This is a genomic window from Plantactinospora sp. KLBMP9567 (genome assembly GCF_033446045.1).
Taxonomy (GTDB): Bacteria; Actinomycetota; Actinomycetes; order Mycobacteriales; family Micromonosporaceae; genus Plantactinospora.
Genome location: NZ_JAWQRR010000022.1, coordinates 145353 through 159065, shown reverse-complemented (window position 1 = coordinate 159065; position 13713 = coordinate 145353). Strand labels below are relative to the sequence as shown.

The following is a 13713-nucleotide window of genomic DNA, read 5'->3' as shown; positions in this document are numbered from 1 at the left end:
GGTGTGGGAGGCGTTCGGCCGGTTCGGTGTGTCCGGGGCCGACGGTGTCGGGGCGGGCGGCCGGAACCCGCCCCCGGGCGCGCGGGTGGGTGTCGCCGGCAGGACGGATACCACGGTCACCGTCGTCGACGCGGCCGGGTTGGGAGGGCGGGCCTTCTGGAGCCTTGTCGTGCAGGGTTAGGCTTCGGCGCATGCCGAGGTGGCGATGGCACGGCCGGGCGGCGGGCGCGGCCCTGCCGCTGGTGGTCGCCCTGGTCGGCGTCGTCGGTCTGGCGGTGCAGTCGGCGGGTGTCGACGCCGCCGTCGACTGGGTGGCGCTGCTGGCGGTGCTGGCCTCCTCCGGTGCGTTGTACGTCCGCCGCCGCTATCCGGTGCCGGTGGCCGTGGTGGCGCTGTTCGCGGTCGGTGTGTACGGGGAGTTGCTGCAGCGGCCCGGTCCGATCATGTTGGTGTTCGTCGTGGCGCTCTACACCGTCGTCGACGAGGGGCATCTCGCGGTTGCGATCGGGCTCGGTCTCGCCTCGGTGGTTGCTTTCGCCGTGGCGGACAGTTACCACCGGTCGGCCGGCGGTGGTAACGGGGCGACGTTGCTGCACGCCGGTTGGCTGGTCGCGGTCATCGTCGGGGTGACTCGTAACCGTCGGGCCTATGTCGCGGAGGCGCGGGCCCGGGTGCTCGCCGCCGAGCAGGGCAAGGAGGAGGAGGCTCGGCGTCGGGCCACCGAGGAGCGGTTGCGTATCGCCCGGGAGTTGCACGACGTGCTGGGCCACCATCTGTCGCTGATCAACGTGCAGGCCAGTGCGGCGCTGCACCGCCCGGATCCCGCGCGGTCCACCGAGGCGCTCGCTGCGATCAAGCAGACGAGCAGGGAGATGTTGGGTGAGTTGCGTACGACGCTGGGGGTTCTGCGGCAGGAGGGCGGGGCGCCGTCCGTGCCCGGTCTGGACCGTCTCGGCGATCTGGTGCTGACGGCCGGGCGGTCCGGGTTGGCGGTTCGTACCGAGCTGGCTGCGGTCCGGCCGCTGCCGCCGGAGGTCGATCTGGCGGCGTACCGGATCGTGCAGGAGGCGCTCACCAACGTGACCCGGCACGCGGGCGCGACCGCTGCGGTGGTGCGGGTGCGGTCCGACCGCGACGGGGTGCTGGTGGAGGTGGAGGACGACGGCACCGGTGGGCCGGGGGTGCCCGGTAACGGGATTCTGGGCATGGGTGAGCGGGCTCGGGCGTTGGGCGGGTCGCTGACCGCCGGCCGTGGGCCGGACGGCGGCTTCCGGGTGTGCGCCCGGCTGCCGTTGCGGCCCGGTCCGGTGCCGGCGGGCCCGCCCGGGCTGGGGTCGGGTCCGGGAGCTGCGGCATGATCCGGTTGCTGCTCGCCGACGACCAGACCCTGGTACGCGCCGGGTTCCGGTCCATCTTGGACGGCGAGGACGGTTTCGAGGTGGTCGGTGAGGCCGCCGACGGTGCTGGGGCGGTGCGGCTCGCCCGGCAGTTGCGGCCGGATGTCGCCCTGATGGATATCCGGATGCCCGGGTTGGACGGGCTGGCGGCGACCCGGGAGATCGTCGGGAGTTCCGATGTCCGGGTGATCATCCTGACCACGTTCGATCTGGACGACTACGTCTATGGCGCGTTGCGGGCCGGTGCGAGCGGTTTTCTGGTGAAGGACACCGAGCCGGCGGAGCTGATCCACGGGGTGCGGGTGGTGGCCCGGGGTGACGCGCTGATCGCGCCGTCGATCACCCGTCGGCTGATCTCCGAGTTCGCCGCCCGGGTCAGGCATCCGGATCCGGGGCCGCGGCTGCGTGCGCTGACCGAGCGGGAGCGGGAGGTGATGGTGCTGGTCGCCGCCGGCCTGTCCAATGACGAGATCGCGGCGCGGCTGGTGGTGAGCCCGGCGACCGCGAAGACGCACGTCAGCCGGATCATGACCAAGACCCAGGTCCGGGACCGGGCCCAGTTGGTGATCCTCGCGTACGAGTCCGGGCTGAGCATCCCCGGCTGGCTCGCCCGCTCCTGACCGCAGCCTCGGGGTACGCCGCCGCCGAGCGGGCCTGTACCGGCCAAGTGGGCTCTGCTCGCCGGGACGCGTGTGGCTGGGATGGGGCCGGCGCACGGCACTGACCCGGCACGGCGGCCGGGTCAGTGGGTCTCGGGAGTCAGCCGGTGCGGCGGGAGCGGGTCAGCGCCAGCCCGCCGAGGGCCATGCTGACCAGTCCGAGCGCCACGGCGACGATGGCCCCGCCGAGCCCGTTGCCGGTGCCGATGTTCCCGTTGGAGGTGGCCGCCACCACCCCGCCGATGACCACCCCGACGATTCCGAGCGCCAGGGCGACCATGGCCCCGCGGCGCCCGGAGCCGGTGCCGATGCGTCCGGCGGCGCGGGCCCGGGCGAGTCCGCCGACGACGACGCCGGCCAGCCCCAGCAGTCCGGCCACGATGGAACCGATCCGGCCGGAGCTGATGGTGTAGACGGTGGCGGCGGCGGGCTGGCCGGCGACGTGCGCGGCCGCCGGTGCGGCGAGCCAGAGCCCTCCGAGCAGGGCGGCTGTGGCGGTGGCAAGCAGGTGACGGACGGACATCGGGGATTTCCTTCCCTCGCACGACGGGTACCTGCCGGCAGCGTAGGTACCGGCGTGGTCACGGGTCGTCATGCCGGGGTTGCCGGTGGGCGTACCACCCGGGTCGTACGTGCGTCCGGGGTCGTGCCGCCGGGGCGGTATGCACCGGCGTCCGGGGTGCTCCGGGTCGGCTCGGGGGACGGGTCTACCGGATGGCCGGGCCGGTCGGGGTCTCTGTCAGGCGAGGTCGACGACGAGCGGCCGGTGGTCGGAGATGGTGGTGATCGGGGCGTTGACGGCGGTGACCGCGGGCAGCGGGTGCCCGCCGCGCGGGTCGGCGAGGATGTGGTCGAGTTGGACCCGCGGTTGCCTGGCCGGGTAGGTGGGGCGGCGGGCCAGTGAGCGCCAGCCGGAGGCGAGGGTGGCGAGTCCGGCCGGCAGGTTGAGGTCGCCGAGCAGGATCCGGGGCGGGGGCAGGGTACGCAGGGCGCGGACGACCTGGCGCAGTTGCCGGATGTTCCAGCCGGGTACGAAGGAGAGGTGGGTGGCGGCGGCGGTGATCGGCCCGTACGGGGTGTCGAGGATGGCGGTGAGGACGACTCGGGGTTCGTCGCGGAGCAGGACGATGCGGCCGTGTGGGCCTGGGTCGATCACCGGGGAGCGTAGGGGTATCGGGGCGAGGCGGGTGACCTGCCAGGAGCGGACCGGGTAGCGGCTGATCAGCCCGATGCCGTAGAGGGGCTCACCGTGGCCGTCGTCGTCGTGGGTCAGTGGCCGGAGTTGTTCGCCGGGGGTGCCGACGATGGCGGCGGCAAACCGGTGTTCGGGGGCGTTCATCGCGCTCGCGGCGATGGCGGTGAGGTCGAGGTGGTTGCTGCGGGACTGGTCCCGGTCGACCTCCTGGAGGGCCAGGATGTCGGCGTCGAGGGTGGCGACCGCGGTGGCGAGCCGGGTCTCGTCGACGAGGCCGTCGTGTGGGGATCGGCCATGCAGCACGTTGAAGGTTGCCAGGCGCACCTGCACACCTTACGGCGGGATGTGCGACAGTTTCGGCGTGATCTTCAAAGCGCTGTGTTGTTCCGCGCTGGTGTTCGTGGCGCTGGGCGCGGCCGGCATCTGGTTGCGGCGGCGGCGGGACCGCTGACGGTCACCGGTCGGGGGTGGCGAACCGTCCGGCGCGGATTTCCCGGAGGGCGCGGCGTCGGGTGTCGCCGCGCAGGGTGTCGACGTAGAGGCGGCCGGCGAGGTGGTCGGTCTCGTGCTGGAGGGCCCGGGCGAGGAAGCCGCTGCCGGTGATGGTGACGGGTTCGCCGTACTGGTCGAAGCCGTGTGCGGTGGCGTGCATGGCGCGCGGGGTCGGGAAGTAGAGGCCGGGGACGGAGAGGCAGCCCTCGTCGTCGTTCTGCGTTTCGGCGGAGAGTTCGAGGGTGGGGTTGACCAGGTGGCCGCGGTGCGCGTCGGCGTCGTAGACGAAGACCTGGGCGCTGATGCCGATCTGCGGTGCGGCGACTCCGGCTCGGCCGGGTGCGCCGAGGAGGGTGTCCATCAGGTCGGTGACCAGGTCGCGTAGTTCGGCGTCGAAGCTGGTGACCGGTTCGGACGGGGTGCGGAGCACGGGGTCTCCGATGATCCGGATGGGCCGCATCGTCATGACCGGAACCCTATCGGTTCGTTACCCGCCCGGCCGCTCGGCGCGCTCTGCGGCGGCGTGGCCGGGCGGTCCGGGGTGCGGGCGGATGCGGCCCGAAGGGTTTCCCGTACGCCATACGGTATAATGGCCGGGCCTCGTGAGCGGGAGGCGCCCCGCCAGGGGGCGGTGGTTCCGGGTCGGGGCGGCTGGCGGACGAGGGGGCAGGACCGGAGATGCGGCCGAACGCGACGTCGGAATCCGGGAGCGTGTCCCGCACCCAGCGGTCCCGGGACACGCGTCTCGCGGGCACGGACGACCGGTGGCCGGCGGGCTGCGCGGTGGTGTTCGAGCCGGCCGATCCGCCCCGCACCGGTGTGCTGGCGTTCTGGCGGCCGGACGGCGGTCCGCTGCCGGACGACTGCCCGGGTCGGGGCGGTGAGCTGACGGTCGCCGTGTCGGACGGGGCCGGAGTGCGGGCCCGGGTGGTGCCGGCGCGCCGGCTGCCGGTCGGCGACGCGCTGCCGCTGCTGCTGGCCGATCCTGCCCCGGCCGATCCAGCCCTGGCGTACTGGGCGGCGGCGACCGTGCTGGCCCTGCACCTGGTGGCCCGGCGCCGGATCCTGCCGACGGTGTCACCGGCCGGTTTCGACGCCTGGACGGTCGGGGCGCTGGACGCGGCCGACGCGGGCCGGATCGGGGAACTCGCGGCGGCGATGCCCGCCCGGGCGCGGGCGAATCCGGCCCTGGCGGACGGGGCGACACCGGACGGCCCGATCCTGCCGGACGCGGCCGGCCTGCTGCGCGGGTTCCTCGACGCGGTCGCCGACACCCTGCCCCGGTCCCCCGCCGCCCGGCACGCCGCCGGCACCGACGCGTTCGCCGCGACGGCGCCGCAGCCGGTACCCCGGCTGCGCGGCTGGGCGGAGGAGGTCCGCGCCGGTCTCGACTCCGGGGTACGCGTCGCGGTGCGCCTGGAGCCGATCGACGGCGACTTCACCCGGCCCGGACTGCGGGCGGTGGTGCAGGTGCACAGCCTCGTCGACCCGGCGCTGGTGGTCGACGCCGCCGTGCTGTGGCAGGGCGACGTCGCCGGGTTCGGGCCCCGGGCCCGGCTCGACACCACGCTGGCGATCCGCCGCGCCGCCGGAGTCTGGCCGCCGCTGCGGCACCTGCTCGACACCGCCGTCCCGGACGAACTCCTGCTCACCGACGAGGAGGTCACCGAACTGGTCGACGCCGCCGGTCGGCTCGGCGCGGTCGGGGTGGCGGTGCACTGGCCCCGGGAGCTGACCGCCGGGCTGACCTCCCGGGCGGTGCTCGGCGCCGCCGACGAGCCGCCGTCGGACCTGGCCGCCTTCTTCGGCGGTGACGGGCTGCTCCAGGTCGACTGGCAGCTCGCCCTCGGCGGGCGGCCACTGACCGCCGACGAGCTGGACCTGCTCGCCGAGGCGCACCGGCCGGTGGTCCGGCTGCGCGACCAGTGGGTACTCGTCGACCCGGAGCTGGCCGCCCGGGCCCGCAAGCCGGGACTGCCGCCGGTCGGCGCGATCGAGGCGCTCGGCGCCGCGCTGACCGGGACGGTCGAGGTCGACGGGCGGCCGGTGGAGGTCGACGCCACCGGCTGGCTGGCCGGGCTGCGGCTCCGGATCGCCGACCCGGAGCCGGCCGCCGGGGCCGACCCGGCGCGGGTCGGGGTGCCGGCCGGGCTGACCGGCACGCTCCGGGACTACCAGTTGCGCGGGCTGCGCTGGCTGGCCCGGATGACGGAGCTGGGGCTGGGCGGCTGTCTCGCCGACGACATGGGGCTCGGCAAGACGGTCACGCTGATCGCGCTGCACCTGCACCGGCAGGTGGATCCGGCGACCGCCGGCCCGACCCTGGTGGTCTGCCCCGCCTCGCTGCTGGGCAACTGGGAGCGCGAGATCGGCCGGTTCGCCCCCGGCACCCCGGTACGCCGTTTCCACGGCGGCCGGCGCAGCCTGGACGCGCTGACCGACGGGTTCCTGCTCACCACGTACGGGACGATGCGCTCCGACGTCGACCGGCTCGCCGCCGTGCGGTGGGGCCTGGTCGTCGCCGACGAGGCGCAGCACGTGAAGAACCGCGCCTCGGGTACCGCCCGGGCGCTGCGCCGGATCCCGGCCGCCGCCCGGGTCGCCCTCACCGGTACCCCGGTGGAGAACAACCTGACCGAGCTGTGGGCGATCCTGGACTGGACCACCCCCGGGCTGCTCGGCCCGCTGCCCCGGTTCCGGGCCCGGTGGGCGGCGCCGATCGAGTCCGGTCGGGATCCGGCGGCGGCGGGACGGCTGGCCCGGCTGATCGCGCCGTTCCTGCTGCGCCGCCGCAAGTCGGATCCGGGGATCGCGCCGGAGCTGCCGCCGAAGACCGAGACCGACCATCCGGTCGGGTTGACCGGCGAGCAGGCCGGCCTCTACGAGGCGGTCGTCCGCGAGACGTTGGCGCGGATCCGGGACAGCACCGGGATGGCGCGCCGGGGCCTGGTGCTGGAGCTGCTGACCTCGTTGAAGCAGGTCTGCAACCATCCGGCGCACTACCTGCGGGAGACACGGCCCCGGCTGGCCGGCCGCTCCGGCAAGCTGGAGCTGCTCGACGAGCTGGTCGACACGATCCTCGCCGAGCACGGCGCGGTGCTGGTCTTCACCCAGTACGTTGCGATGGCCCGGCTGATCGAGCGGCACCTCGCCGCCCGGGGCGTACCGGCCCAACTACTGCACGGCGGCACCCCGGTGACCCGCCGCGACGAGCAGGTACGCCGGTTCCAGGCCGGCGAGGTGCCGGTCTTCCTGCTGTCGCTGCGGGCGGCCGGGACGGGGCTGAACCTGACCCGGGCCGACCACGTGGTGCACTACGACCGGTGGTGGAACCCGGCCGTCGAGGAGCAGGCCACCGACCGGGCGTACCGGATCGGGCAGACCCGGCCGGTGCAGGTGCACCGGCTGGTCACCGAGGGGACGGTCGAGGACCGGATCGCCGCCCTGCTCGCCGTCAAGCGGAACCTCGCCGACGCGGTGCTCACCGGTGGCGAGGCGGCGTTGACCGAACTCTCCGACGCCGAACTGGCGTCCCTGGTCGAGTTGCGCGGGCCGGCATGACCGGGATCGTCGACCGGGCGCGGTACGACGGCTTCGGGCCGGCTGGGAAGGGTGGGGGCCGATGAGCGGCGACGACCGGGTCCGGGGCTTTCCGGCGTTCCCGCCGGGGCGGCGTGCCCGGAGCAGCCGCTCCTGGTGGGGGGATGCCTGGATCCGCGCCCTGGAGGACACCTCGCTGGACCAGACCCTGCTGCGCCGGGGGCGGCGGTCGGCGTCGGCCGGGCACGTCGGCTCGATCACCGTCAGCCCGGGCCGGATCGCGGCCGAGGTGCACGACGGGGTGCGGGACCTGCCGTACCGGACCCGGGTCTTCGTGGAGCCGATGACCGACGCGCAGTGGTCCCGGTTCTCCGACCAGGTGGCGGCGAAGGCCGGGCACATCGCCGCGCTGCTGGACGGGGAGATGCCGCGCGACCTGGCGTCGGCGGCCGACGATGCCGGGATCGCCCTGCTGCCCGGACTCGGCGACCTGCAGCCGGAGTGCGACTGCCCGGAGTGGGCCGCGGCGGCGTGCCGGCACGCCGCCGCGCTCTGCTACCAGGTGGCCTGGCTGCTCGACGCCGACCCGTTCCTGCTGCTGCTGATCCGGGGCCGGGGCGCCCGGGAGGTTCTCGCCGAGCTGCGCCGCCGGGTCCACCGGCCGGCCGCGGAGGCGCCGTCGGCGGTGCCGGCCGGTCGACCCGGCGCCGGGGTGCCGGCCGTGCGGGCGTACGCCCGGCCGGATCCGCCGCTGCCCGCCCCGCCGCCACCGCCGGAGTCCGGGGTGTCCGGGCCCGCGCTGCCGGACGGGCCGGGGATCGCGGCGGAGGTGCTGCGCGGGCTGGTCGACAACGCCGCCGTCCGGGCCGCCGCGCTGCTTCGGGCCGCCCCGGACGGCGACGGGCCGCTGCCGGAGCGGGTGGACGCCGTCCGGCTCGCCGTCGGGGCCGGCGGTCCGGTGCTGGCCCGGCTGCGGCAGGCCGGCGCCCGTACCGCCCGGGAGTTCAGCCGGGCGGTACGGGCCTGGGAGTACGGCGGCCACGCCGGTCTTTCGGTGCTGGACGAGCCGTGGACCCCGCCGCCGGTACGGGTGGCCCGGGCCCGGGCCGACCTGACCGCAGGCTGGGCCGGTGACGACCCGCCGGAGCCGCAGGTGTGGCGCAACCGGTGGACGTTTCCCCGGCACCGGGCCCAGTTGCGGTACGGCCGCGACGGCCGCTGGTACCCGTACCGGGAGCGGGCCGACGGCGACTGGTGGCCGGCCGGGGTACCCCGCGACGACCCGGCCGACGCGCTGGCCGACCTGCTCGGCGACTGACCGACCCGCCGGTCGCCCGGGATCGGCCTGCCGCCGCCGGACGGGGGGACGCCGCCGCCTCCGGCGAGGCAGGACGGGGGATGCCACCGGTGCTGACGACCTCGGACGGCGGCGGTCGGCGGAGCCGACGCGGGACGGGGACCTCGCCGGCCCCGTCGTGGGCGCCCGTGCCGGGGTGGTCAGCGGGGCCGGTGGTGGCCGGCCAGGATGGCCCGGACCGGGCCGGACTTGGCGGCCGCCTCGGCGACCTCGGCCGCCGGGTCGCTGCCCCAGGTGATGCCGCCGCCGGCCCAGACGTGCACCCGGTCGGCGTCGACCGCGACGGTCCGGATGGTCAGCCCCAGGTCGATCCGGTCCGGGCCGATCCAGCCCAACCCGCCCATGCCGGCGCCCCGGCCGACCGGTTCGAGGGCGGCGATCTGGGCCAGCGCGGCGAGCTTGGGCGCGCCGGTGACCGACCCGCCGGGGCAGACCGCGCGGAGCAGGTCGGCCAGGCCCCGCCCGTCGGCAAGGGTGGCCGAGACGGTCGACTCGGCCTGCCACAGGTCGGACCAGCGCCGGATGGCGTAGAGCTGGTCGACCCGAACGGTGCCGGTACGGGCGATCCGGGCCAGGTCGTTGCGCTCCAGGTCGACGATCATCACGTGCTCGGCGCGTTCCTTGGCGGACTCCAGCAGCTCCCGCCGCCCGGGGCCGGTCGCCGGCCGGGTGCCCTTGATCGGCCGGGTGTGCACCGTACCGTCGGTCACCTCGACCAGGGTTTCCGGTGAGGCGCAGCCGATCGCCCAGCCGGCGCCGGTGAGCACGCCGCCGTACCGGGCGCCGGGCAGCCGGGCCAACCGGTGCAACGCCGGCAGCGGGTCTCCGGCGTACCGGGCCCAGCCGTGTCCGACGACGTTGACCTGGTAGATGTCGCCGGCCGCGATGGCTTCCCGGGCCTGCCGTACCGCGTCGGCGTGCCGCTGCGGGGTCCAGCTCTCGGTCCACGGGCCGAGCTGCCAGTCGTCGGCCCGGTGCCGCCGGAGCGGACCGCCGGCCGGGACGGTGCCGTGCCGGTAGACCACCGCGACCAGGTCGGGGACGGCGGGTGCCGGGCTGGCCGGGCCGGTCGCCGCGCCGACCATCCGGGCTCCGGCGGCGGCGGAGACGAAGACGGCGGCGCCGCAGACGGTGCCGGCCGGGCCCTCCGGCGGATGGACGCCGGGGCGGGTCAGGTCGCGGACCGGGAGGCCGTGTCCGGCGAGGAACTCCTCCAGCAGTGTGGCGGGGTCGTCCGGGCCGTCGGCCCGGCATTGAAACCGGTCGTGCTCTACGAGCCGGGGTACGCAGCCCGCCGGCGCTCCCGGCGGCGCGAATGGGAGCGCTTCCACGACGTACGGGTGGATCTGCCTCATCCGAAAAGTGGATTTCCTCGGTCAGAGACGGATACCCGCTCGTCATCACTGGGCGTAAGGGGGTACCGTCCGTCACTGGTCATGTGAACCATGCCACAGCGCCCCCATAGTCCGGAGAACCCGATGTGCCAGCACGAACCGACCTGCCCCTCCGCTGAAGCAACCGACCGGGAAGCGGCCCGCGTCCTCGCCTGCTTCCGTGAGCAGGGGTGGAGCCTGCTCTGCAATGGCGTCATCCTCTTCGAGGACACCGGCGAACTGCTGCCCGACGGCAGCACCATAGCGCCGCACCGCGGTCCGGCCCGGCACGCCCTGGTCGGCTGATCTATCACTTACAGTGATCGGCCGGCGCCGGATTCGCCGGCCGATCACCCGTTGTCAGTTCTCGAACGCGTCCGGCGGGGGGCAGGCGCAGACCAGATTGCGGTCTCCGTAGGCGCCGTCGATCCGGCGTACCGGCGGCCAGTACTTCGCCCGCCGGTCGACCCCGCCCGGATAGCTGGCCACCGACCGCGGGTACGGATGCGGCCACTCGTCGCCGGTCACCATCGCCGCGGTGTGCGGCGCGTTGGCGAGCGGGTTGTCCCCCTTCGGCCAGTCCCCCGCACCGACCTTGTCGATCTCCGCCCGGATCGCGATCATCGCATCGCAGAACCGGTCGAGTTCGGCCAGGTCCTCGCTCTCGGTCGGCTCCACCATCAGGGTGCCGGCGACCGGGAACGACATCGTCGGGGCGTGGAAGCCGTAGTCGATCAGCCGCTTCGCCACGTCGTCCACGCTGACCCCGGTCGCCTTGGTCAGCGGCCGCAGGTCGAGGATGCACTCGTGCGCGACCAGGCCCTTGTTGCCGGCGTACAGCACCGGGTAGTGCCCGCGCAGCCGGGCCGCGACGTAGTTGGCGGCCAGTACCGCCACCCCGGTGGCCCGGCGCAGCCCGTCCGGCCCCATCAGCCGCAGGTACGCCCACGGGATCGGCAGAATCCCGGCCGAGCCGTACCGGGCCGCCGAGACCGCCGGCCGGCCCGCCCCGGCGGAGCCGAGCGGGTCGCCGGGCAGGTACGCCGCCAGGTGTGCCCGGACCGCCACCGGGCCGACCCCGGGCCCGCCGCCGCCGTGCGGAATGCAGAACGTCTTGTGCAGGTTCAGGTGTGACACGTCGGCGCCGAATCGGCCCGGCTTGGCGTACCCGAGCAGGGCGTTGAGGTTGGCGCCGTCGACGTACACCTGGCCGCCGGCGTCGTGCACCCTCGCGCAGAGCGCGGCGATGCCGCCCTCGTACACCCCGTGGGTGGACGGGTAGGTGACCATGATCGCGGCGAGGGTGTCCCGGTGCGCCTCGATCTTGCGGTCCAGGTCGGCCAGGTCGATGTCGCCGTCGGCGTCGCAGCCGACCACCACCACCCGCATTCCGGCCATCACCGCGCTGGCCGCGTTGGTGCCGTGCGCCGAGGACGGGATCAGGCAGACGTCCCGGTGCGCCTCGCCCCGGTCGCGGTGGTAGGCGCGGATCGCCAGCAGTCCGGCGAGTTCGCCCTGCGAGCCGGCGTTCGGCTGGACGCTGACCGCGTCGTAGCCGGTCACCTCGGCGAGCCAGCCCTCCAGGGCGGCGACCAGGTCGCGGTAGCCGGCGGTCTGCTCGTCCGGGGCGAACGGGTGCACATCGGCGAACTCCGGCCAGCTCACCGGCTCCATCTCGGTGGTGGCGTTCAGCTTCATGGTGCAGGAGCCGAGCGGGATCATGCCCCGGTCCAGCGCGTAGTCGAGGTCGGCGAGCCGGCGCAGGTAGCGCAGCATCGCCGTCTCGGAGTGGTGCGACCGGAAGACCGGGTGGGTCAGGTATTCGCTGGCCCGGGTGAGGCCGGCCGGCAACGCGGACGCCGGCTGCCCGGTGGCCGGGGCCACGGTCTGGCCGGCGACGGCGCCGAAGGCGTCCCGGACGGTCGCCAGGTGCGCCTCGGTGGTGGTCTCGTCGCAGGCGATCCCGACCTGGTCGGCGTCGACCAGCCGCAGGTTGACCCCGCGGCGCCGGGCCTCGGCGACCACCTCGGCGGCCCGGCCCGGGAACCGGGCCAGCACGGTGTCGAAGAACGCCTCGTGCACCACCTCGACGGCGTCGAGGGTGCGCAGCCCGGCGGCCAGGGTGGCGGCCCGCCGGTGGGTCCGTTCGGCGATCGCCCGCAGTCCGGCCGGGCCGTGGTAGACGGCGTACATGCTGGCCATCACGGCGAGCAGCACCTGTGCGGTGCAGATGTTGCTGGTCGCCTTCTCCCGGCGGATGTGCTGTTCCCGGGTCTGCAACGCCAGCCGGTAGGCGGGGTCGCCGGCCGCGTCCCGGGAGACTCCGACCAGCCGGCCGGGCAGCATCCGCTCCAGGCCGGCCCGGACCGCCAGGTAGCCGGCGTGCGGGCCACCGAAGCCCATCGGTACGCCGAACCGCTGGGTGGTGCCGGCGGCGATGTCGGCGCCGATCTCGCCGGGTGCGCGGAGCAGGGTCAGCGCGAGCAGGTCGGCGGCGACCGTCACCAGTGCCCCGGCGCCGTGCGCGGCCTCGACCAGCCCGGTGTGCTCGCGGACCGAGCCGGAGGCGCCCGGGTACTGCAGGTGCAGGCCGAAGAACTCCGCCGGCAGCGGCTCGGTGGAAAGGTCGAGCACGCGTACCTCGATGCCGAGCGGCTCGGCCCGGGTGGCCAGTACGGCGAGGGTCTGCGGCAGGGTGTCGGCGTCGACGACGTACACCTGGCTCTTGTTCTTGCCGGCGCGGCGGGCGAGGGTCATCGCCTCGGCCGCGGCGGTGCCCTCGTCGAGCATGGAGGCGTTCGCGGTGGCCAGCCCGGTCAGGTCGGTGACCATGGTCTGGAAGTTCAGCAGCGCTTCGAGGCGGCCCTGGCTGATCTCCGGCTGGTACGGCGTGTACGCGGTGTACCAGGCCGGGTTCTCCAGCACGTTGCGGCGGATCACCGCCGGGGTGTGGGTGCCGGAGTAGCCCAGGCCGATCATGGAGACGGCGGCGGTGTTCCGGGCGGCCAGCGCGCGCAGTTCGGCGGCCACCTCCTCCTCGGTGGCGGCCGGCGGCAGGTCGAGGTTGCCGGTCCAGCGGATCACCTCGGGGATCGCGGCGTCCATCAGGTCGTCGACCGAGTGGTAGCCGACGGTCTCCAGCATCCGGCGCTCGGCGTCGGCGTCGGGGCCGATGTGCCGGTCGGCGAACTGCCCGCCGTCACGGGTGGGGTACTGCGCTGTGGTCATGGGGGACACTCCCGGGCGAGGTCGACGCTGCAACCTCCCCCTCTGTCACGCTCCGCGACGTCGCGGGCGCTCCACAGTCGCCTGCCCGCGGGCTCCTTTTGCCTGAGAGGTTCCGGGGAGGATTTGCCCCTTCGGCGCCGCCCCAGCCTGCCGGGCGGTCTCTCGCTCGCGAGTGTTGTCGGCGTTGGCAACGGTACCAGTGACCGGATTTCCTCCGGGTTTCGGCCGTTCCTCGTTGACCACCGTCAGCGCCGGCCGACCTGGCGGGGCGGTCGCCGCTCTTCCGGTCCGCCGGCATCGGCAGAACCGGTTAAGTGGCGCTGCACCGCCCACCGTTCCGGCCGCTTTCAGCTCTCGCCGTGCATGCCCGGCCCGCCGTTCCGGTACCCGATGGAATCGCTTTCCATCTATTGACTCTGAACCGGTTCGGTGTTGTCATCGATCTCACCTGCCCCGGACACCAGGTGGCAAC

10 protein-coding genes and 1 riboswitch are annotated in these 13713 nt (G+C 74.7%); of the genes, 5 read left to right on the top strand and 5 right to left on the bottom strand.

All coding sequences use genetic code 11. The features are described 5' to 3' along the window. The first annotated feature begins 191 nt into the window (after nt 1–191). Together R6Y94_RS18400 and R6Y94_RS18395 are read left to right on the top strand one after the other, a co-directional pair. Entirely contained in the window at nt 192–1358 is a 1167-nt protein-coding gene (locus tag R6Y94_RS18400) for a sensor histidine kinase (RefSeq protein WP_318397099.1), read from the top strand. Continuing rightward, nucleotides 1355–2017, top strand: coding sequence for a response regulator transcription factor (locus tag R6Y94_RS18395; RefSeq protein WP_318397098.1), 663 nt, complete (start codon nt 1355–1357; stop codon nt 2015–2017). The genes R6Y94_RS18400 and R6Y94_RS18395 overlap by 4 nt, the downstream gene beginning before the upstream one ends. A 139-nt stretch (nt 2018–2156) precedes the next feature. On the opposite strand, the gene R6Y94_RS18390 is transcribed toward R6Y94_RS18395, so the two are convergent. The 3 genes from R6Y94_RS18390 to def form a co-directional block, all read right to left on the bottom strand. Further along, nucleotides 2157–2579 carry a DUF6223 family protein gene (locus R6Y94_RS18390; RefSeq protein WP_318397097.1) on the bottom strand — a complete coding sequence of 141 codons (423 nt, stop codon included), beginning with the start codon at nt 2577–2579 and terminating at the stop codon, nt 2157–2159. Nucleotides 2580–2795: 216 nt separating this feature from the next. Then, entirely contained in the window at nt 2796–3575 is a 780-nt protein-coding gene (locus R6Y94_RS18385) for an endonuclease/exonuclease/phosphatase family protein (RefSeq protein WP_318397096.1), read from the bottom strand. A gap of 130 nt (nt 3576–3705) precedes the next feature. Next, nucleotides 3706–4209 (bottom strand): peptide deformylase, encoded by a 504-nt coding sequence (gene def, locus R6Y94_RS18380; RefSeq protein WP_318397095.1) that lies wholly within the window; start codon nt 4207–4209, stop codon nt 3706–3708. Between the two features lie 245 nt (nt 4210–4454). On the opposite strand from def, the gene R6Y94_RS18375 reads away from it, so the two are divergent. Both R6Y94_RS18375 and R6Y94_RS18370 read left to right on the top strand, forming a co-directional pair. Further along, nucleotides 4455–7304 (top strand): DEAD/DEAH box helicase, encoded by a 2850-nt coding sequence (locus tag R6Y94_RS18375; RefSeq protein ID WP_318397094.1) that lies wholly within the window; start codon nt 4455–4457, stop codon nt 7302–7304. A 61-nt stretch (nt 7305–7365) separates the two neighbouring features. Then, complete coding sequence (locus tag R6Y94_RS18370; RefSeq protein ID WP_318397093.1) at nt 7366–8601, top strand: SWIM zinc finger family protein; 1236 nt, start codon at nt 7366–7368, stop codon at nt 8599–8601. A 179-nt stretch (nt 8602–8780) separates the two neighbouring features. Here R6Y94_RS18370 and R6Y94_RS18365 read toward each other — a convergent pair whose 3' ends face one another. Then, on the bottom strand, nt 8781–9995 hold the full coding sequence (locus tag R6Y94_RS18365; protein WP_318397092.1) for a chorismate-binding protein: 1215 nt from the start codon (nt 9993–9995) through the stop codon (nt 8781–8783). A gap of 123 nt (nt 9996–10118) precedes the next feature. Here R6Y94_RS18365 and R6Y94_RS18360 point away from each other — a divergent pair, with 123 nt between their 5' ends. Then, the gene (locus R6Y94_RS18360) at nt 10119–10319 is read left to right on the top strand and encodes a DUF5999 family protein (protein WP_101365960.1); all 201 of its coding nucleotides are present in this window, start codon (nt 10119–10121) and stop codon (nt 10317–10319) included. A gap of 54 nt (nt 10320–10373) precedes the next feature. On the opposite strand, the gene gcvP is transcribed toward R6Y94_RS18360, so the two are convergent. After that, entirely contained in the window at nt 10374–13241 is a 2868-nt protein-coding gene (gene gcvP / locus R6Y94_RS18355; RefSeq protein WP_318397091.1) for an aminomethyl-transferring glycine dehydrogenase, read from the bottom strand. 80 nt (nt 13242–13321) lie between these two features. Continuing rightward, a riboswitch (glycine riboswitch) is annotated at nt 13322–13418 on the bottom strand. Between the last annotated feature and the right edge of the window lie 295 nt (nt 13419–13713).

Bases quoted from the DNA above. Each gene is read 5' to 3' on its own strand.
- R6Y94_RS18360 (WP_101365960.1), top strand. From the start codon at position 10,119: ATGTGCCAGCACGAACCGACCTGCCCCTCCGCTGAAGCAACCGACCGG.
- R6Y94_RS18395 (WP_318397098.1), top strand. From the start codon at position 1,355: ATGATCCGGTTGCTGCTCGCCGACGACCAGACCCTGGTACGCGCCGGG.
- def (WP_318397095.1), bottom strand. From the start codon at position 4,209: ATGACGATGCGGCCCATCCGGATCATCGGAGACCCCGTGCTCCGCACC.
- gcvP (WP_318397091.1), bottom strand. From the start codon at position 13,241: ATGACCACAGCGCAGTACCCCACCCGTGACGGCGGGCAGTTCGCCGAC.
- R6Y94_RS18370 (WP_318397093.1), top strand. From the start codon at position 7,366: ATGAGCGGCGACGACCGGGTCCGGGGCTTTCCGGCGTTCCCGCCGGGG.
- R6Y94_RS18390 (WP_318397097.1), bottom strand. From the start codon at position 2,579: ATGTCCGTCCGTCACCTGCTTGCCACCGCCACAGCCGCCCTGCTCGGA.
- R6Y94_RS18365 (WP_318397092.1), bottom strand. From the start codon at position 9,995: ATGAGGCAGATCCACCCGTACGTCGTGGAAGCGCTCCCATTCGCGCCG.
- R6Y94_RS18400 (WP_318397099.1), top strand. From the start codon at position 192: ATGCCGAGGTGGCGATGGCACGGCCGGGCGGCGGGCGCGGCCCTGCCG.